The organism is Desulfallas sp. Bu1-1 (assembly GCF_015594625.1).
GTDB lineage: Bacteria > Bacillota > Desulfotomaculia > Desulfotomaculales > Desulfallaceae > JADNRQ01.
Window position 1 is genome coordinate 494,088 of the sequence record NZ_JADNRQ010000001.1, and the last position, 18,424, is coordinate 512,511.

18 protein-coding genes and 2 other RNA genes are annotated in these 18,424 nt (G+C 51.8%); 10 read left to right on the plus strand and 10 right to left on the minus strand.

Annotation, left to right across the window (positions count from 1 at the left end):
* Positions 1-211: 211 nt before the first annotated feature.
* Complete coding sequence (locus tag IT084_RS02370) at positions 212-1,852, minus strand: sigma-54-dependent Fis family transcriptional regulator (protein WP_195710708.1); 1,641 nt, start codon at positions 1,850-1,852, stop codon at positions 212-214.
* Between the two features lie 458 nt (positions 1,853-2,310).
* Between IT084_RS02370 and IT084_RS02375 the strand changes: the two genes are divergently transcribed.
* The gene (locus IT084_RS02375; RefSeq protein ID WP_195710709.1) at positions 2,311-2,505 is read left to right on the plus strand and encodes a peptidylprolyl isomerase; all 195 of its coding nucleotides are present in this window, start codon (positions 2,311-2,313) and stop codon (positions 2,503-2,505) included.
* Positions 2,506-2,515: 10 nt separating this feature from the next.
* On the opposite strand, the gene IT084_RS02380 is transcribed toward IT084_RS02375, so the two are convergent.
* Entirely contained in the window at positions 2,516-2,803 is a 288-nt protein-coding gene (locus tag IT084_RS02380; protein ID WP_195710710.1) for a hypothetical protein, read from the minus strand.
* A gap of 97 nt (positions 2,804-2,900) precedes the next feature.
* Here IT084_RS02380 and IT084_RS02385 point away from each other — a divergent pair, with 97 nt between their 5' ends.
* A complete protein-coding gene (locus IT084_RS02385; RefSeq protein WP_195710711.1) occupies positions 2,901-3,476 on the plus strand; it encodes a hypothetical protein in 576 nt (191 codons plus the stop codon).
* Positions 3,477-3,828: 352 nt separating this feature from the next.
* On the plus strand, positions 3,829-4,098 hold the full coding sequence (locus IT084_RS02390; protein ID WP_195710712.1) for a hypothetical protein: 270 nt from the start codon (positions 3,829-3,831) through the stop codon (positions 4,096-4,098).
* 16 nt (positions 4,099-4,114) lie between these two features.
* Here IT084_RS02390 and IT084_RS02395 read toward each other — a convergent pair whose 3' ends face one another.
* The 3 genes from IT084_RS02395 to IT084_RS02405 all read right to left on the minus strand — a co-directional run bounded on the left by IT084_RS02395 (position 4,115) and on the right by IT084_RS02405 (position 5,460).
* Positions 4,115-4,267: a hypothetical protein gene (locus IT084_RS02395; RefSeq protein ID WP_195710713.1), complete on the minus strand. Its 153-nt coding sequence runs from the start codon at positions 4,265-4,267 to the stop codon at positions 4,115-4,117.
* A gap of 18 nt (positions 4,268-4,285) precedes the next feature.
* Positions 4,286-5,164 (minus strand): Gmad2 immunoglobulin-like domain-containing protein, encoded by an 879-nt coding sequence (locus tag IT084_RS02400; protein ID WP_195710715.1) that lies wholly within the window; start codon positions 5,162-5,164, stop codon positions 4,286-4,288.
* A gap of 131 nt (positions 5,165-5,295) precedes the next feature.
* On the minus strand, positions 5,296-5,460 hold the full coding sequence (locus tag IT084_RS02405; protein ID WP_195710717.1) for a hypothetical protein: 165 nt from the start codon (positions 5,458-5,460) through the stop codon (positions 5,296-5,298).
* Positions 5,461-5,611: 151 nt separating this feature from the next.
* Between IT084_RS02405 and rnpB the strand changes: the two genes are divergently transcribed.
* The 6 genes from rnpB (at position 5,612) to IT084_RS02435 (ending at position 9,650) form a co-directional block, all read left to right on the plus strand.
* Positions 5,612-5,951: RNase P RNA component class B (gene rnpB, locus IT084_RS02410), an RNA gene on the plus strand.
* A gap of 105 nt (positions 5,952-6,056) precedes the next feature.
* A non-coding RNA gene (gene ssrS / locus IT084_RS02415) (6S RNA) lies at positions 6,057-6,240 on the plus strand.
* Between the two features lie 274 nt (positions 6,241-6,514).
* The gene (locus IT084_RS02420) at positions 6,515-6,835 is read left to right on the plus strand and encodes an SCP2 sterol-binding domain-containing protein (RefSeq protein ID WP_195710719.1); all 321 of its coding nucleotides are present in this window, start codon (positions 6,515-6,517) and stop codon (positions 6,833-6,835) included.
* A 181-nt stretch (positions 6,836-7,016) separates the two neighbouring features.
* Entirely contained in the window at positions 7,017-7,715 is a 699-nt protein-coding gene (locus IT084_RS02425; protein WP_195710721.1) for a metal-dependent hydrolase, read from the plus strand.
* A gap of 61 nt (positions 7,716-7,776) precedes the next feature.
* Positions 7,777-8,943 carry a CaiB/BaiF CoA-transferase family protein gene (locus tag IT084_RS02430; protein ID WP_195710723.1) on the plus strand — a complete coding sequence of 389 codons (1,167 nt, stop codon included), beginning with the start codon at positions 7,777-7,779 and terminating at the stop codon, positions 8,941-8,943.
* Positions 8,944-9,377: 434 nt separating this feature from the next.
* Entirely contained in the window at positions 9,378-9,650 is a 273-nt protein-coding gene (locus tag IT084_RS02435) for a DUF3243 domain-containing protein (protein ID WP_195710725.1), read from the plus strand.
* Positions 9,651-9,664: 14 nt separating this feature from the next.
* Here IT084_RS02435 and IT084_RS02440 read toward each other — a convergent pair whose 3' ends face one another.
* The 5 genes from IT084_RS02440 to lgt form a co-directional block, all read right to left on the minus strand.
* Complete coding sequence (locus IT084_RS02440) at positions 9,665-10,207, minus strand: hypothetical protein (protein ID WP_195710727.1); 543 nt, start codon at positions 10,205-10,207, stop codon at positions 9,665-9,667.
* A 27-nt stretch (positions 10,208-10,234) separates the two neighbouring features.
* On the minus strand, positions 10,235-11,458 hold the full coding sequence (locus IT084_RS02445) for an HD-GYP domain-containing protein (protein WP_195710729.1): 1,224 nt from the start codon (positions 11,456-11,458) through the stop codon (positions 10,235-10,237).
* Between the two features lie 159 nt (positions 11,459-11,617).
* Positions 11,618-13,876: a DNA translocase FtsK gene (locus tag IT084_RS02450; protein ID WP_195710731.1), complete on the minus strand. Its 2,259-nt coding sequence runs from the start codon at positions 13,874-13,876 to the stop codon at positions 11,618-11,620.
* Positions 13,877-13,993: 117 nt separating this feature from the next.
* A complete protein-coding gene (locus IT084_RS02455; RefSeq protein WP_195710733.1) occupies positions 13,994-16,003 on the minus strand; it encodes a cell division protein FtsA in 2,010 nt (669 codons plus the stop codon).
* A gap of 325 nt (positions 16,004-16,328) precedes the next feature.
* On the minus strand, positions 16,329-17,108 hold the full coding sequence (gene lgt, locus IT084_RS02460) for a prolipoprotein diacylglyceryl transferase (protein WP_207744363.1): 780 nt from the start codon (positions 17,106-17,108) through the stop codon (positions 16,329-16,331).
* Between the two features lie 372 nt (positions 17,109-17,480).
* Here lgt and IT084_RS02465 point away from each other — a divergent pair, with 372 nt between their 5' ends.
* Positions 17,481-17,762 carry a hypothetical protein gene (locus IT084_RS02465; RefSeq protein WP_195710735.1) on the plus strand — a complete coding sequence of 94 codons (282 nt, stop codon included), beginning with the start codon at positions 17,481-17,483 and terminating at the stop codon, positions 17,760-17,762.
* The last annotated feature ends 662 nt before the right edge of the window (positions 17,763-18,424 follow it).

Genomic DNA, 18,424 nt, shown 5'->3' on the forward strand with positions numbered 1-18,424 from the left:
ATCGGGGAAAACAAACTTTGGCGATGCGTGGTGAGCCGGTGGTGATGTGGCTTTATGCCCGTAGTGTTGCGCAACGTTGCGGCAACACTACGCAAAATCTATTAGCGCCAAAGAGATAACGGCGCGCGTGGGTTGTTGAATGTATTAACCGTTTGAAAAAATAACGGCAAGATTTCCATTGCTGGCCCTTGCCGTTATTAAATCTGGATATTTAGGTTTTTAGATTCATGTTTTTAAGATCGTAAATATTAATACCATACTTTTTAATTTTGCGGTAAACCGTTGTACGGTTGATACCTAGCTGTTCGGCTGCTTTTGTTATGTTGCCGCCTGTACCCTTGATTGTCCTAATCATGAGCTCTTTTCCCGAAATGTCTTTATTATTTTCTGTTTTTAAACCCCGGGGTCCCCACTGTGCCAGTGTCTGGAGGGTGATTACGCTGTCTTCGGTCAAGGCCGCCAGCCGGTCCATCAGGTTTTTAAGCTCCCTGACGTTGCCCGGCCAGTGATATTCGAGCAGCGCCTGTCCGGCCTGGTCATCAATAACCATCGTGGCGCGGCCCAGCTTTGCCGCTGCTTCATTGAGAAAGAAGTCGGCCAGAAGGAGAATATCCAGTCCCCGTTCTTTTAATGGAGGGATTTCAATATTCACGCCGCTTAACCGGTAATACAGGTCCTCGCGGAATTTTCCCTGCTTTACAAAACCCTGGAGATCTCTACTGGTGGCCGCCAGAATCCTTACGTTAACCGGTACTGACGCGGCCGATCCCAGCCTGTATACGGATTTTTCTTCAATTACCCGCAGTAAACCCACTTGTACCTCGGCTGGCGCATCACCTATTTCGTCTAATAGTATTGTACCCCCGTCGGCCTGCTCAAAACGGCCTGGATGTCCCCGGCGTGACGCGCCGGTAAATGCCCCCTCGACGTAGCCGAAAAGCTCGCTGTAAACAAGTTCCCTGGGGATTGCCCCGCAGTTGACGGCCACAAAGGGGCCTTCGGACCGGTTGCTCTGGTGGTGAATGGCCCTGGCGAACATCTCCTTGCCGGTTCCGGTTGCACCAGTGAGCAGCACACTGAGGTCTGTTTTGGCCACCCTGCAAGCTGTATTGAGCGCCAGGAGAAAGGCGGGTGCGTTGCCCAAAATTCTCACCGGCCCCTGTTGCAAGGGGTTTTCCCGGATATAAAACCGGGCGGGCGGGTTCCCGGATTCCCGGCGGTCCTTTCTTATCGCAACTATTTTATTGTAGTCCGCCTCAATTAAACGGGCCACCGCCGCCACCCAACCGATGGTATGCAGGTGCAGGCTGCCGCTGAAACTTGTTGCGTCCACCACCCCGATTATTTCGCCGCTGGCGCGGTCAAACACCGGTGATGCTGCGCAGCTGTAAGGATGCCAGGCGTAAGAAAAATGTTCCTCGGCGTGAATCAACATATTTGTTTTTTCTGTTATGGCCGTGCCGATGGCGTTGGTGCCGACCGCTTTTTCATTCCAGTCCGCTCCGACCAGGAAGTTATGCCTTTCCGCCAGTTTTCTGATTTTTTGTTCCATGCGCCCTTCCAGGTGAATAATGGCCCCCCGGGCGTTGCTAAGGGCTAAAACACATTCGCTGATAGCAACCAGTTTACCGAAATAATCAAAGTAGGGCCTAGCCGATTTCAGCAGCAGCTCCTCGGTGTCACTCTGTAAAAAATCAGTCGCTGGTGGGGCTACTTCAATGAAGGGATCAACACCGTGCTCCCTTGATCTCAACCATGACCCGGCCAGGGTGGGGTGAATTTTTTTAGGGATCAGCCCTTCCTGCTGAAAAAAATCCCTTTGCGCCCGGTTTGCCTTAAATTTTTTAAACATTATAGCACCACCCGGCAATGTTAGACTCTTATGAAGTTTGCTAAAATTCTTTACAATTATTTTAATGCTATTATAGAGACTTGCAAGGGGAAATATAGTACCTGCGCAATTTTTGTTTTCCGGATTGCTGCGTTTTTGGATATGCTTTTCTTGTTAGGGTGGTCGGTGGCAAGCGTACCTCGGATAACGACCACGTAAAGTTGGGAAAAAGAAAAACCCCCTTCAGCGGGGTTTAAGTAAAAGATGATCTATGGGAGTAAGAGGAGGTTGATTTTCTAAATTTTATATTTAAATTGTATTTTAACAGAATAATATAGCAGTTTATGTCAAGTAAATGACAATTTTGAGAAATTTTCTTGTTTTTTAAAAGACGGCTCAATAACTACCATTGTGGGGTTGTCCGGGTTTATCAAAAGATGTATCATAGTGGTGATTTAAAAAGGAGCTGATATGGAAAAATGTCGACCAGGAAAGTGATGATTGGTACGGAAAAAGGGAATATCGAAGTTGAGGTATATCCGGAGAAAATGCCTGTGACAGTAAGTAATTTTTTAAAATTAACTGGTGACGGGTTTTATAACGGGCTGACTTTTCACCGGGTGGAACACTGGGTGGTCCATTTATTTCATTCAATCGCCGGTTGCCATTATTAGTCGCGGCAGATTAGAAGATTTTTGTAATTAAGGCAATGACTAGTCCGGAAACGGCAACGAGGGTGCCGATGGTAAATTTGACAGTCCATTGAATTGCCCGGTCCACCTTACTCCCCATGCTGTCGATGCGTTGGTTCAAGTTGAGGTATTCCTGGTGCCTTTCCTTGTTGACCAAAAACAATTTGGCCATGGAGCGGTCCAGGTTGTCCGTTATTTTGTGCTCTATTGCATTTAAATGTTTACGTAATTCGCTGAGTTCCTGTTCAATTTTTTCGATATACCTGGTTTCCCAATCCAATTAAATCACCTACCCGTGATGCCCTTAATAAACGTATATAATGTTATTATATGTATATATAAGTAAATAATTGACGAAAGGAGAAGTTGTTGCCGAAATGGAGCTAAAACTTAAGATGTTGCTTTTAGTATTTCTTGCCGTAATCCTGGTAGGCTGTTCTCCGGCTGAGGGTGAAAAACAGGCGAACGGCGAACAGGCACAACAAGCAGTTGAGAAAAAGAGCCCGGAACTGGGTACCGTCCAATTGGCCGAACCCGTGCCGGGACAAAAAGACAACCCGTTGCTGGCACCAAAGGGTTACGGAGATAAAATAGAAGCAATAAACAACACTTTATCTAATTTAATCGAAAGTTTGAGATTGAACGATCTGGGAAAGGCCGAAGCCTGCCTGAACGGTCTTGACGAAGGCGGCGGCCAGGTTACGCTGGGGGAATTGCAGCGTGAGGTGGAGTTGTTACACCCGGTGGAATGGGGCGTGGAAAATTACCGTCCCGCCGGTTCCGCGGGAGCGCTGGTGACAATATCAATAACCATGGCCGATGGAACGGTAAAACAGGTCGGGCCGTTCAGCATGTTTGACACCGGCGGGCAGTGGGTCGTTCATTATAATTCCTTTGCGGATTCCTTTCACGACATGGCCGGTCATTTGATCAACAGCAACCGGGAGCAATAAAGCGTTTTGTCGCAAATATGACAGATCCGTTGTCAATGCACGGACAGACCTGCGGGCTTGTCTTATGGCAAAATTTTATTACGGTTATTCCTGGTTTTACACATACCTCTTTTTCCCCCCTAACAATTGTTAGGGGTATTTTATTTTTTTTAATAATAATTTATACGGGCGGATAAAAGGGCATTAATTGGGGCAATATTATAATACTGCAGCGAGCAGTGACCAGCCTCCTAAATCTCTCTCAGCAGTTCCGCCGGACAGGCGGAGTTTTTTTTTTGAAAACGTTGATACCAAAGGGAGGATTTCACTTTCGGGAGAAGGAAGTAATACAGGGCAAAGGGGGCGTTTGGACATGGGTGAAAGGGAAAGCCGCATGCCGCAGCCGGTGCGTATAACCCTGGCCATGGCTTTATGGGCGTTATTCCTATGGATTCTTACCCTGGGGCAACCGTCGCTGGTGCCGGTGGCACGGGCTGTTTTTATTATTTTCGTGATTCCCAATGGTTTGGTGGAATGGTTGAAATACAAGGGTATCGTTGGCGCCGGCAGGGCCGGTATAGCGAAAGTAATTGCCATGGTTGCAGCGGCGCTGGTATGGTACTATCAATATCGTTTAAGTTAAAAAGATAAAACCCGCTTTAAGCGGGTTTTATCAACATATAGGTTGCAGCGGCGGCAGCAAGCGCCACGGCTGTGCTGACAACCACCCGGATCAGATCTCTTTTAACTCTTTTAATTACCAGCTCGGGGTTTTTTATTTCCGTGGGAAAGCTGCTTCCGGTTTTGTTCATGGTGACACCTCCTGTATTTTAAGGCCATTGCAATGGAATAGATACCTTGTCTTTGATGCTGCCGTCCTTGGGACTCGTCCAAAATACCTCCAGCAATCCTTTACCGCTGGAAGGGGGGTCAAATTTGAGGCTCATTTCAAAATCCCCCCGGTCGGGTGCGGCGGCGGTTGCCGTGGTATGACCTTCCGCCAGCAAGTTCCCGTTTTGATCAAGCAGACGGGCGTTTACCGCGGCTTCAAAAACCCTGGCGCTACCCTTTACCAGTAAAGGCACCCCGGCCACCTGGTTGGGAGTGGGGTGGGTCACCCAAATGGCCGGCTCGTAAACTTTGGACAGGTCCCTGGTAAAAGGCTGGTCGTAAAGTCCCACGTGGCCCCACCAGTCCCGCACCCGGCCGTCCGATTTGCCTTCCACTTGAAAAGCCACCTTTTCGATATTGGGCAACTCGGTCAATGTGTTGACAACGCTCTGAATGCCCAGCGCTTCCCCGGCTGAACCGACGTTGGTCGCTGTTAGCACTTTTTCATTAAAGTTTACCGTAGCCAGGCCGTTTTCAATTTTTACTCCCAGAACTTCAGTGCCGGGGGGGAAAATGCTTTTTTTATCTTTGATCAGCTCTTGCATGGCCGCTTCTGCAACGTGCTCGGTATAAGGAACGGTATGTACCTCCCGCACCAGGTAAACATCTTCCCCGTCGTATTTCACAAAGTAAACGGCCAGGTTGATATCGGGCTGTTCCGTTTGTTTCATGCCGTTATTGCCGGGTTTGCTTGCGGACTGGCCCTCGCCCGGTTCCCCGGCGATTGTACAGCCGGTGATTAAAGCTGCCAAAGCCACCAGTATCAATATGCATGATATTATTTTTTTTAAAGATATTATCTTCTGATCCGAAATCATTGGTTCACTTCCCATGTTAATAGTATATCATTTTAATGTCAATTTTTCCATAACATAATCACCAGCTCCGCGAAAAGACAACCCCGGTCACACGAGTGTGCCGGGGTGATGGTAATTTATTTTATTTACTTTTAATCATAAGGAATGTAGGTGTGGTGGTCCGTGACCTTTCCGGTGGCATAGTATTCCAGGTTTTTTATGGCTTTCTTGATAGGGTTGGCGAAAATACCGGCGCCAATACCGATAACGGCAAAAATGCCCATGCCGATGTAAAACGCGGTCCAGTAGTTCTCCATTTTGCTCCTCCTTTCACAGTCGGGTGCTTGTTTAAAATTTATCACTATGCAACCGGTTAGTCAATGTCCTGCAAATGGTATACTTTACATTTGCATAAATGCATTATATGATTTATAATAACGTAATGTGACCAAGGAAATATAATCGGAGTACGGCGGACAGTCGCTGCCGCCCGGGGTTCCGGGCGGTAGAGGAAAGTCGAGACACGCACACCGGGCGCTTTACGTGCCCGGCGTAGTACGGCGCCCGGCGCAAGCCGGGGCAGGGCGACCTGACGACGGCGAAAGAAACCCACCGGGTTTCGAGTAGCCATAAAGTGCCACAGAAACTAGGTCACCGGGCAACCGGTGAGTGCAAGGGTAAACTCCGCCAGCGTGCAACCCAAATAGGCGGCCTTTGAGCCGCGGGTAGGGGCGCTCCCGCAAGGGGGAGGTAAACCGCAAGGTTTGCCTAGATAGATGACTGTCGAAACAGAATCTCGCTTACGGCCGTGCTCTGGTTTAATTTTTGTAAATTTAATCATGGCGGATTGGTGTTTCACCAGTATAAATTTGCCGTGTAGTCTTGATTTAATTCCTGGCTTATGAGATTATATTAATACCTGCTAGGTGCGTTGTCCCTTGTTTTTTTAACCTACACATGCATTACGGGAGCAACGGATCCGGTTGTTTATGCCAGGCCGCCCTGGCGAGCGGAAGGCAGAAGCAACTGGTCGGGCACCCACCTGGGAGAGGTGGGTTGATTAAAAAACTGGTGGATAACGGCCCGGTGGGAGAACAGGTGTTGATGACCCTTCGCCTTGAGAGGCGAGGGGTCTTATTATACACATTCTTATTTTCAGAATATTCATTAACACTGTATTGACAACTAAATTCTTATAGGATTAAACTATAAAGTAACTAATAGTTACCCGGTATATTCCCGAAGAGGTAATTGTGGAGGAAATAATTTTTATTTGAAGAAAAATGAATGAGAGTTCATTCATAAAGACTGGGGGGATTCCGGCGCATTGCGCGTCGACCTAATACAATATATTAGAAGGGGGATTATTTAATGAGCATGAAGGAAATTTTCTCAAAAATTCAGGAAAGACTTGATGCCGATCCGTCCAAGGCGGCCGGGCTCACGGCAACTTACCAGTTCAGCTTGTCTGGCGACGATGGCGGCGAATATTATATTGTCTTCGCCAACGGAGCGGGTAAAGTAAATGAAGGCGTCGCCGACAACTCCGATATTACCATTTTAATGGCTGCCTCCGATTTCAAAGACCTGGTGGAAGGTAAACTGGACGGTATGGGCGCTTTCATGAGCGGCAAATTGAAAGTGCAGGGCGACTTGTCCCTGGCCATGCGTTTACAAACCCTGTTGGGTTAATAAGTAAAATTATGCCGGAGGTGTAGACCCCTCCGGTATTGTTTGATGCAGCATCCGGGCTCGACCCGGAGAAGGTTTACAGATAAATAATAATCCGATCGGTCGATTTTGGCAGGATTTTTTTGGATAATACAGAAAAAGTAAACAATAATAATAAAAAAACAATAGAGGAGGAATTTTAATGCCCCACAGTATCAAGTGGCTGGGACACGCGGCCTGCCAGATCACCACGGAAAGCGGCAAAGTAATTTTGATCGACCCCTGGATTACGGGAAACCCCGCCTGCCCCGTAAAAAAGGACGACATTAAACGCGCGGACCTGATCCTGGTTACGCATGACCACTTTGACCATCTCGGCACGGATATCCCCGATTTGGTCAAGGCCACCGGAGCAACGGTGATAGCCCAGCCGGAACTGGCGGGCGCTTTGCAGGAAGCGGGAGTGGCCGCGGAAAATATTATCTTCGGCATGGGGATGAACATCGGCGGCCGGGTGGAAGCGGCCGGCGTCCAGGTGGTGATGACCCAGGCCTTTCACTCCGGCACGGCGGGGGATGCCGTGGGTTACATTATTATCCTGGAAGACGGCAAGACTATTTATCATGCAGGAGATACGGGCATTTTCGCCAGCATGGAACTGCTGGGCCGAATTTACAGTATTGATGTTGCCCTGTTGCCGATCGGCAGTGTATTTGTCATGGACCCGGTTCAGGCTGCGTACAGCCTGACCTTGCTGAAACCCGGGCGAGTAGTTCCCATCCATTACGGAACCTTCCCCATTCTGGTGCAGGACGCCGCAGAATTTGTCAAGCTGGCCGGTGAAAAGGCGCCCGGGGTGAAAGTTGAGGTTATCGAGCCGGGACAGGAGATCATCCTTTAGAATTTATTCCAATTTCTAACAGCCCGGGAGAGCCGGGCTTTTTTGCGCAGGGGTGATAAGTATGTTGGAAGGAATACGCGTGCTGGACCTGACCCGGTTGTTGCCGGGGCCTTACGCCACCATGCTGCTGGCCGACCTGGGCGCGGAAGTGATTAAAATCGAGGAGCCGGGCACCGGTGACTATATGCGCCATTTTATGCCCCGGGTGGACGGGGTGAGCGTATTTTTCCTGGCGGTGAACAGAAACAAAAAAAGCGTTACCTTGAACTTGAAAAAGGAGCGGGGTAAGGAAATTTTCCTAGCGCTGGCCCGGGAGGCCGACGTGGTTTTTGAAGGTTTTCGCCCGGGCGTGATGGACGGCCTCGGGCTCGGGTACGAGGCCGTGCGGCAGGCAAACCCGGGAATAGTATACTGTTCCCTTTCGGGCTATGGCCGGGACGGCCCTTTTCGGGAGCGGGCGGGACATGATATCAATTACATGTCGGTCAGCGGGGCGCTGGGCATCACCGGGGTCAGGGACGCCCAGCCGGTGGTGCCGGGGATCCAGGTGGCGGACTTGACGGGCGGCATGTTTTCCGTAATTGGTATTCTGGCCGCTTTATGGCGGAGGCGGCGGGAAGGCCGCGGCGCATACCTGGATATGTCCATGACCGACGGGCTGTTTTCCATGATGTCCATTCACCTGGCCAATTTCATGGCTGCCGGAACGCCGGCGGTGCGGGGCGACATGATGCTGTCGGGCGCCCTGACCTGTTATAATATTTATCGTACCCGCGATAATGGCTACATGGCGCTGGGCGCGCTGGAGGCCAAGTTTTGGAGGAATTTCTGTATGGGGTTGGGCAGGGAGGACCTCGTTTCGGGCCACTTTTCCCGGGCGGTTGAAGAAGACCCGGTTTACCGTGAGGTGAGGGATATTTTTCTATCCCGAACAACGGAGGAATGGACGGAATTTGCCGGCCGGGTGGATTGCTGCCTTACCCCGGTGGAAAGTGTGAAACAGGTAATTAATGGTATCTATGCCCGGGAGCGCGATCTATTCATTGATGTGCCGAAGCCCGGGGGCGGTACGATGCGGCAGGTGCGCAGCCCCCTGGTGTTTTTGGAACAGGAGGCGGGGGAAATCAAGCCCCCGCCCGTTCTGGGGCAGCATAACAGGGAAATTTACGCGGGGCTTGGATTGAGCGAGACTGAACTTGCTGTGCTGCAGCAAGAAAACGTTATTTAAATTTGATTTCGCTGCAAAAACTGATACTTGTAGTTGGCGCTCCGGCGGTATCAATCGTTCGTTTCGCAATTTTACCTTTATGGCTGGAGCAACTTTTAGTTAACGCTTGCAACTTACTGCCCAACTACTTCTTCACGCCCTAAGGGGTCATGGCTCTTGGGATATGACGGGCTAGGGACCGCATCCAGTGCTCCACTCACTCCAGAAATCCGCCGGATCGCCTACCACTATGGTGTCTTTGTAGTTAAATCAAATTTAAATTTAATTTGCTGAACTGAATTTGCTTCGTGTACACCCTTGCGAATGAAGTAAGGGTTTTTTATTTAAAAATACGACCTGTGCTGTTTAAATAATAATCCAACCGGGGATTTTAAAAATGGCCTGTTTTTTTACAGGCTGAAACCAGGCTAAATATCTGCTGGAGGTGACAACTAATGGAGCTTGAAATAGAATGGCACCAGTGGAAAAAATTATTGAGCCGGGCCGTTAACGCCGCCCAATTTATCGGCGTATCAGACGATCGGATTAACGATTTGGCTTACCGGCTGGGCGATTTTCTGGCCAAAAAGGTCGACCCCGGCAACCGGGAGCAGAGATTGCTCGTTGAGTTATGGAATGAGGCTACTGAAGATGAGAAAAAAATACTGGCGTCGCTGATTATTCGGATGGTGGAAAAGGTGGACAGGGCAGAAGAAAAAGAGCATTGAACCAAAGCGGTATTTTACCAGTCTGTCACAATTCTCAGCGGTAAGTTTTGTTCTTCCCGGCATCGTGAATCCTCTTCCACCAGGTCGCGGATACGCCGGTCCCGCAGCATGATTTGCCAGGCCGCGTTGACCGCGGCGACAAACTCTTTTTGCAGCGGTTTATTTTGAGTGATCAACGGGCAGCTGTAGGGCAGGTCCATAGTTTCATAAATCAGCAACATGGTTCCGTCCCGCTGCAGGTGAGGCGCCAGGGGGAAGAACCGGCAGGCCAGCGGGCGCGCTTCTCTGGGGCACGGGCGGGTGCAGCGCACGAAATAAACGGGTTTTGGCCAGGAGGCGGGGAAAAAGTGCTCCACCGGGTCGTGCTCCTCCCACTGCAGCCAGTTTTCCCGGCGGGTAAACATGGCTTCCTCTCCCGGGAACAGGTATATGCCCAGCTCGTCATGCTTGCCGGGCCGGCAGCAAACGCTGCCGCACAAGGTTCCGCAATCTCCGGGCAGCGGCGTGGGCCCGGCCGTAATCCGGTACAGGTACTGATAATCTTTGGGTGTAAGCATGGACAACTCCCTGAAATCAAGAGTTTATTACGTGTTGATTTTTTGTTGCAAGCTTTCCGCTTCCCGGTAGCGCTCCACCAGCAGGTGCACAATATCCCCGTCAATGGCGCCCGCGCTGACCTGGCCGGCCAGGATGTTTTCCACCTTGCTCCGGGGGAGTCCCGCCCGGTAAGGGCGGTTTTCCACCAGCGCGCTGAAAATGTCGGCCACGGCCATGATCCGCGAGCCCGGGGACAGGTTTTCACCCTTGATCCTGAAGGGGTAGCCCTCCCCGTTTAATTTTTCATGGTGGTAGGAGGCCCAGAGGTTGATTTCTTCCATGCCGTCGATGCCGCCCAGGATCAGGTGGGTGATATAGGTATGCTGTTTAATTAAATTAAATTCACGCGCGCTTAAGGCGCCGGGTTTTTCCAGGATTTCCTCCGGTATGCTCAGTTTGCCCAGGTCGTGCAGCAACCCCGCCACGTACATGTTTTTTTGCCGCGCCTCATCGAACCCCGCCCGCCGTGCCAGGTAGGCGGCCACTTCCGCCACCAGCCTGGAGTGCCGGTAAGTGTAGGGGCTTTTCCCGTCAATAATCTCGGCAAAAATACGGCTGATGCCGGTAATTTCCTCCGGTCCGATGATAACCGGGCAGGCGCCCAAACGCCGTTGCAGGTGGTAGTCAATATACTGCGAGGTCAAGTCCAGCCACAGGCATTCCTTGCGGGCCACTTGGATGAATATCTCCACCAGGTCCGGGTCGAACATGGTGCCGGAATGGGCGGTGATTGTCCGGACGATTTCTTCCCGGTAGTCCAGAATGTTGCCCGGCCGCTGGGCCAGCACGTCCACCCGGTCGGCCAGAAAAATGATGCGGCTGGCCAGGGGGATGGAATCGCCCGCCAGGCCGGAACGGTTATTGCCGTCCCAGCGGTCGTGATGATGCAATATGACTTCCGCCAGCGGGGCAAGTATGCCGGTGTTGTGCAGCAGCGCAAATCCCTTCTCACAGTGGTGCCAGGGGTCGGTTACTTCGAAATGCTCCAGTTTGGCCTTCTCCCGGAAGGTACTTGTGCCGGCGTCGTGGATGACCGCGCTGCAAAACAGGCGCATCCGGTCTTCCCCGGTCATTTGCATTTCCCCGGCGAGGTACAGCGATAGCAGCGCCACCCGCTGGTGGTGGCGCATCAGGCCCGTCCGGTTGTAATCCATGGCCAGGGACAGGGCGCTCAACAGTTTATATAGTTGAATTTGCAGTTCTCTTTGCATTGTAACTTGGCTCCGATAAGATTATTTACATTTACATTATTTATATTCAAAGTCGCCACGGTGTTTCCTCATGTCGCATATTAATGATAATTTCACTGCAAATACCGGTACTTTATCTGGCGTTCCGGCTAAGGGATCGTGACTTTGGGGGCATGGTGGCTATGACGCCGCTGTTTTTGCTTCCCGGGGAGCTTCGCCGTTTTCAAACACCTGCCGGTACTGTTCCATGGTCATCAGCACCGCGCGGGGTTTGCTGCCCTCGAACCCGCCCACGATGCCCCGCCGTTCCATAATATCCACCAGCCTGGCCGCCCGGGAGTAGCCGATGTGCAGCCTGCGTTGCAGCATGGAGATGGAGGCAGTGCCGCTTTCGATAAATATCCTGGTCGCCTGGGGCAGCAACTCGTCTGTTTCTTCGGTTTCCGCGGTCTCAGCCCCCGGCTGGTCTTTCAACACTTCCTCGTTGTATATTGGCCTGGCCTGGTCTTTAAGGAAGTCCACCAGGGTTTCCACTTCCCGGTCGGACAGGTAGGCGCCCTGCACCCGCACCGGCTTGGGCGCTCCCACGGGGTAAAAAAGCATGTCCCCCTTGCCCAGCAGCTTCTCTGCGCCGCCCATGTCCAGGATGGTACGGGAATCCATCTGGCTGGAAACCGCGAAGGAGATGCGGGAGGGGATGTTGGCTTTGATCAGTCCGGTAATGACATCCACCGATGGCCGCTGGGTGGCCACCACCAGGTGAATGCCCGCCGCCCGCGCCATCTGCGCCAGGCGGCAGATGGAGTCCTCCACGTCCGCCGGTGCCACCATCATCAAGTCGGCCAGCTCGTCGATGATGACCACGATCAGCGGCAGCGGGGTTTGCCCGGGGTCGTGATCAAACTCATCAAGCATGGCGTTGTAGCGCGTGATGTCCCTTACCCCCGCGGCGGCAAACAGGTCGTACCGGGATTCCATTTCCCGCACCGCCCAGCGCAGCGCGCCGGCGGCCTTTTTGGCGTCGGTCACCACCGGGCTGACCAGGTGGGGGATGTCGTTATAGTTGGCCAGTTCCACCATTTTGGGGTCGACCATGAGGAACTTTACTTCGTCCGGGGTGGCCTTGAACAAAATGCTGCAAATGATGGTATTTACGCATACGCTTTTCCCCGAGCCGGTTGCCCCCGCGATCAGCAGGTGGGGCATTTTGGCCAGGTCGGCCACCACCGGGGTTCCGGCGATGTCCTTGCCCAGCGCCACCGTCAACCGGGAGGCGGAATTGCTGAAGTTCTTGCACTCAATTAATTCCCGCAGCGATACCGTGGCGATCTCGTCGTTGGGTACCTCGATGCCCACCGCCGCCTTGCCGGGGATGGGCGCTTCGATACGCACCCCGGTCGTCGCCATGCCCAGAGCGATGTCGTCTGCCAATCCCACAATTTTGCTTACTTTTACGCCGGGTGGCGGTTGTAGTTCGTACCTGGTGATAGCGGGACCCACTGAAACATGGGTGACCCTGGCCTTGATGCCGAAGCTGTCCAGGGTTTGCTCCAGGATTTTTACTTTTTTGCCGATATCCTGGCCGGCGGCGCTTTCACCCCGGCTTTGCGGCGGGGCCAGCAGCGTCAGCGGCGGCAGATGGTATTCCATTCCGCCGGTTCCGGCCAAGGCGGTTCCCCGCGGGCCAATCTTCGCCGGCGGCAATCCGGCCTCTTCCATGGCGGTATCGTTGTTGGTTTTCCGGTTGTCGTCCACGCCGGGAACCCTTGCTATTTCAATGGTTGGTTGTTCGCCGCCGTCGACTCCGATCAGTGGGGCGCTTTCTTCCGTCAGTTTGCGTTTGTTTTTTTTGCGTTTGGGTTGACCGGCGTCTTCCACCTCGACGAAAAGGAAATTGATTACCATGTCCCGGAGCCTTGCCGTCGCCGACCGGAGACCCAACCAGGAGGTTGTTCCCAGGTCCTTCGGGGAACCTCCGTGGCACAGGGCAAGTCCAATCAAGGCGAGGAAAAAAAGTAAAATATAAGTGCCCACGGTGCCGAAACAAAAGATAAAGGCGTAACTGAGGACGGCGCCCAGAAGCCCCCCGCCCTCTTTTTGGAGGGCGGCATGGAATGATTCGGACAGGGGTATGTGCATGTGCAGAAATATTTGCAGGGCTCCGAAAAGAATGGCCAGGCCAAAAAACCGGTTGTTGATCGGCCAGCTGTTCCGGTATACCAGTTTGACGCCTGAAAAAATCATTAGCAGCAAAAATACCACGTACCCGTTACCGGTTAAGATTTCCAAACCTTTTTTAATCAACAGCCCGATGGTGCCCACGGCGTCCGAAAAAATTCCCGCCAGGCCGATCAAGGCAATGGCGATTAACGCCAGTCCCGCTAAATCAAACTTATAATCGTTGTGCTGCCCGGCCTTTTTTTTAACCGGTCTTGTCAAAACAACTCCACCCCCGGCAGATTTTGGGGAAAATTCTCTACTAGGAGCTTACCATAAAATGGGCACCAGAGCAAGGCGCTGTAATCTTTTAACAAGCGCCGGCGGCGCTTGTACCGTTTACCCGGACCCGCCCGCCGGTTTGGGGTCTGAAGCTGAGCTTTCCCAGTATAAATCTATGCGGTCGCCGTTGTGGACGGGGTCGGTGTACCGGGCCCTGGCGCCGTTCAGCCTCATCACCATGGTTCCTCCGGAATCGCTGGTATTTATTTTGACGTGGTTGAAGATATCCACGAAAATGGCTTCCCGCTGCGGGATGATTATTTCTTCTCCGTTGACGGTTACTTTAATACCGGGAGGCTGCCCATTGTTCATTATTTTTTCGGCGGCGTGGACTTCAATTACGTCGCCGTCGGCAACAGTATCCCGGGTTGTTGCTTTTTGCCCGTTGATGTAAATTTCCCCCCGGGTGGTGTTTATGCCCCGCCATTTTAATATTTCACCTATAGTTGGCTGATTAACGATCTCAAGGCTGTCGCCGGGTTTAACCGGCGCGGCTGGTCCGGCCTCGGTCCCGTTCAGCAGTGCCCGTACCGGCCAGGTTATTTCGATGCCGTTGATTAGGAGGTCCAGCGTTCTTTTTTCAGGTAAAAAATCTTCCACGCGGGCGGTCGCGTCAGCCCCATCGACGGCCTTGATGACCAGTATGTCATCGCCGTCCCGTACCGGCGTTTGCAGGTTGGCTTCCCGGTTGCCCACGTAAATGCGGGCCGGCCGGCCCAGTTCACCGAATACGGTGTGTTCTTTTTTATTTAAAGTAAATCTGAGGTCCCTGCCGTTTTTGCAGATTAAATGCCGCGGGTCGAATTTGACCAGGCCCAGCACCTGGGAAACATTGATGTTCCTGGTGTTGAAAATTTTATATTCACTCCCGTTTACCCTGACGGTCATAAATTCGTAACCCAACCTGGTCAGTGCCACCGTGGCGATACCGACCGCCGTTACCCCTTCCGGGCCGGACAGGAAATCGTCCCCCTCAAAAACAAAATTGCGCAAAAAGCTTCTGTCTCTGATCACCACCCGCTGCTGGTCCAGTTGTAAATGTTCCGCCAGCTTTTTCGTCAACCCCGGGGTTTGGGCGCCACCTCCGATGCAAAATACCGACTTGGGCGGGATACCGCCGTTAAGATCCAGTATGCTGGCGCTGATGGCGCCGGCCAGCTTGTCCACCGGCGGGTTAATGATTTCCAGTGCTTGCTCTCGGGTTATACAATTGGTGATTCCGAGAATATCGGTATATGATATTTGTTCGCCCGTACCCAGCGCCTTTTTGATTTTTTCCGCCTCGTTAAATTCCACCAGGAGTTGTTCCATGATGGGTTCGGTAATCTCGTCGCCGGCCATGGGCACCATGCCGTAGGCGACAATGCTGCCGTCACGGGTGATGGCGATGTCGGAGGTGCCGGCGCCAATGTCCACCAGGGCCAGGTTGAGCATGCGAAAACTGGGGGGTATGGCCACGTCGATGGCGGCGATGGGTTCCAGGGTCAGGTGGACGGGCTCCAGGTTGACCCGGTGCAAAACAGAGTAAAGACTGTTGACCACTGAGACCGGCAGGAAGGTGGCCACTATTTCCGCACCGATTTTCCCGGCGCGATGCCCCAGAAGATTGGTTACGGGCATATCGTCGAGGGTGTACGTAATTACGCAGTACCCCACGCAATAATAATCCGCGGCGTTTTCACCCTCCAGTTCCCGGTGGGCCTGCCGCAGCGCCGACAACTCCAGGCTGCGGATATCCATCTGGTCGATTTCCCGGTTTTCATCATGCTCCATTTCCGCATGGCAGCGGATGGTTTTCAGTGAACGGCCAGCCGCCGCCACCGCCACTTTATCCAGCGCCAGCCCCGTCTTTTTTTCCAGCCCGGCCTTAATTTGCGCCACCACTTCCGCCACCCGGGGGATGTCGTGGATCTGGCCGTCGAACATTGACCGGCCTTCGTGTTCCGCCAACTCCTGGGCCAGGATTTTAAAATTTTTCCCTTCCATGCACCCCACGATGCCGATTACGGTCCTGGTCCCGATATCCAGGGCAAAAATCGTATCGCTGGTAGATTGCGGATCAATCATGCTTAATCCTTTCTTCCGGTATAAATTTGGAGAGTTATGTAGAAAAGCATGTAATTTTGTTTGCCTAAATTATACCTTAGAGGAAAATGTTTTTTAATATATAAGATTGCAGGATATTTAAAGATAATGTCGAATAAATGCATATGAAAATTTCCGCACATTAAATCCTAATCAAAACATTTTTAAAAAACCCGTTCAGGGTTTTCTTTTTTGCATTTTTGATTTTGCTGCAAAAACCCGGTACTTGTATCTGGCGCTCCGGTGGTTTCTTCCGTGTTTCTCCAACTGGAGGCCCGCAAAATCAAACCGCCCACCAGGGGTTTTTCTACCGCTTTTTTGCCCATGCTTGATTTCTCTTGCGTAACGCCATAATACCGGCTATACCGGCAGCTATCAAGGCCAGGCTGACCAATTGGGCCACCCGGAAGGGGCCGAGCATCAGGCTGTCGGTCCGGATGGACTCTATGAAAAAACGCCCTACTGAATATAACACCAGGTAGAGCAAGGCGATCTCGCCGTCGGTTTTTTTACGGGGCCACCGCCACATGAGGATGATGAAAACAATGAAATCCCAGGTTGATTCGTATAAAAAAGCGGGGTGGTAGTAGCTCCCTTCGATGAACATCTGGTTTTTGATAAAGTCCGGGAAGTGGCTGATAAATTGTTCCGATACCGGTCCCCCGTGGGCCTCCTGGTTGATGAAGTTGCCCCAGCGCCCGATGGCCTGTCCCAGGATCAGGCTGGGGGCGATAATATCGGCTATTTTCCAGACGGGCAACCCGTACCGGCGCACGTAAAACAGGCCGGCCAGCAGCCCGCCCAAAATGCCCCCGTGGATGGCGAGCCCGCCGTGCCAGATGGCCAGCGCCTCCAGGGGGTTGCCGGCATAATTTTCCCAGGCGAAAATGACGTAATACAGCCTGGCGCCAATGATGGACGCGGGGATGATCAACGTCACCATGTTTAAAATGTGGTTGGGGTCGATATTGTTTTGCAGGGCCCGGCGGTAGGCCAGGTAGATGCCCAGTAAAAACGCTGTGGCCATAATCACGCCGTACCACCGGATTTGCAGGGGGCCGATATTGACGGCAACCGGGTCGATCATTTGAAAAACCTCCGGGATAAGTATTGGGATCGCCTGTATTTTACCACAACGGGGCCGTAAAAAGCCAATGCAACAAGTATAAAAAAAATTATTCTTGCAATAACTAAACTGGAAAGGAGGGATAAAGTGAGAAAAGATAAAGATAAGTTTAAGAAGGGGAAAAGGGCGAGTTTTAGTTATGAATTCGCCAATCCCCTGGCCGGGGAAGCGGAACCCGAGAAAAACAAGCAAGAAAAAAACAAGTAGTGAGGATAAACAAAGGTTCGTCGATGACCGGCGAACCTTTTTTGATGAATTGCAAAGTCGGATTATGTTTGACAAACGGTTGTCCGGCTTCAGGTGTATCCTGGAGTAAAAAGGAGGTTGGTTGGGATGACCCATGCTGATGATTTTTTGACCAAGACCCTGCTGCAGGCGGAAATCAACCGCACCCGGCACGGCGACGAGGAAAAGGCGGAACCCCGGAAAATTGAGGAATGGGCGATGATTGCCGGGGAACACATGGGGCATTTGATGGGCGCGGTGCTACGGGGAGACGCCGCTGCGATTGAACGGGAAGTGCTCCACGTTGCGGCGCCGCTTCTGGAACTGCACGATGCCTTGCAACGGATGAGAAAAGAGGCGACATCCTTACAGGGGTCAGGCCTGTCGTAACTGTAATAACTACAATATTTGCATATTATGATTTTGCTACAAAACCGGTACTTATATCTGGCACTCCGGCGGCATCAATCGTTCGTTTCGCAATTTTACCTTAATAGTTGGAGCAACTTTTAGTTAACGCTTGCAACTTACTGCCCAACTACTTCTTCACGCCGCTAAAGGGTCATGGCTTTGGGGATATGACGGTATCGTTGGGGACATACCTCCGACTCCAAAGCTTTGCTCTAAAGAGGAGGTGTGTCCCCTGACCGCTATTCCGCATCCAGTGCTCCACTTACTCCGGAAATCCCCCGAATCGCCTGCCGCTGTGGTTTTTGCAGTGAAATCATATTATAAATAATAAAATTGCGTAGAATATTTTAAATGAAGGAAAAGGTGGGAAAAACAAGTTCACCGGCACGGCTCGCATCGTGTTCGGGTGATTTTTTGGTTGCAGGTGCCGTGGAAGGGGTACAGCATGTTTGGCTTATCACCTGCGATTACCGGAACAGCGTTAACAATTTTATAGGGTTGACTTGCGCGGGAATAATTTATAATATATTTCTAAAATTAATATGTTATGAGACGAGTGGAGCGGAGTTTAATAGTATGAGCTTGAGCTTGGATGAGGAAGCTGTTGCGCAGTGACGAACGGCACTCATTACGAGTGTCGT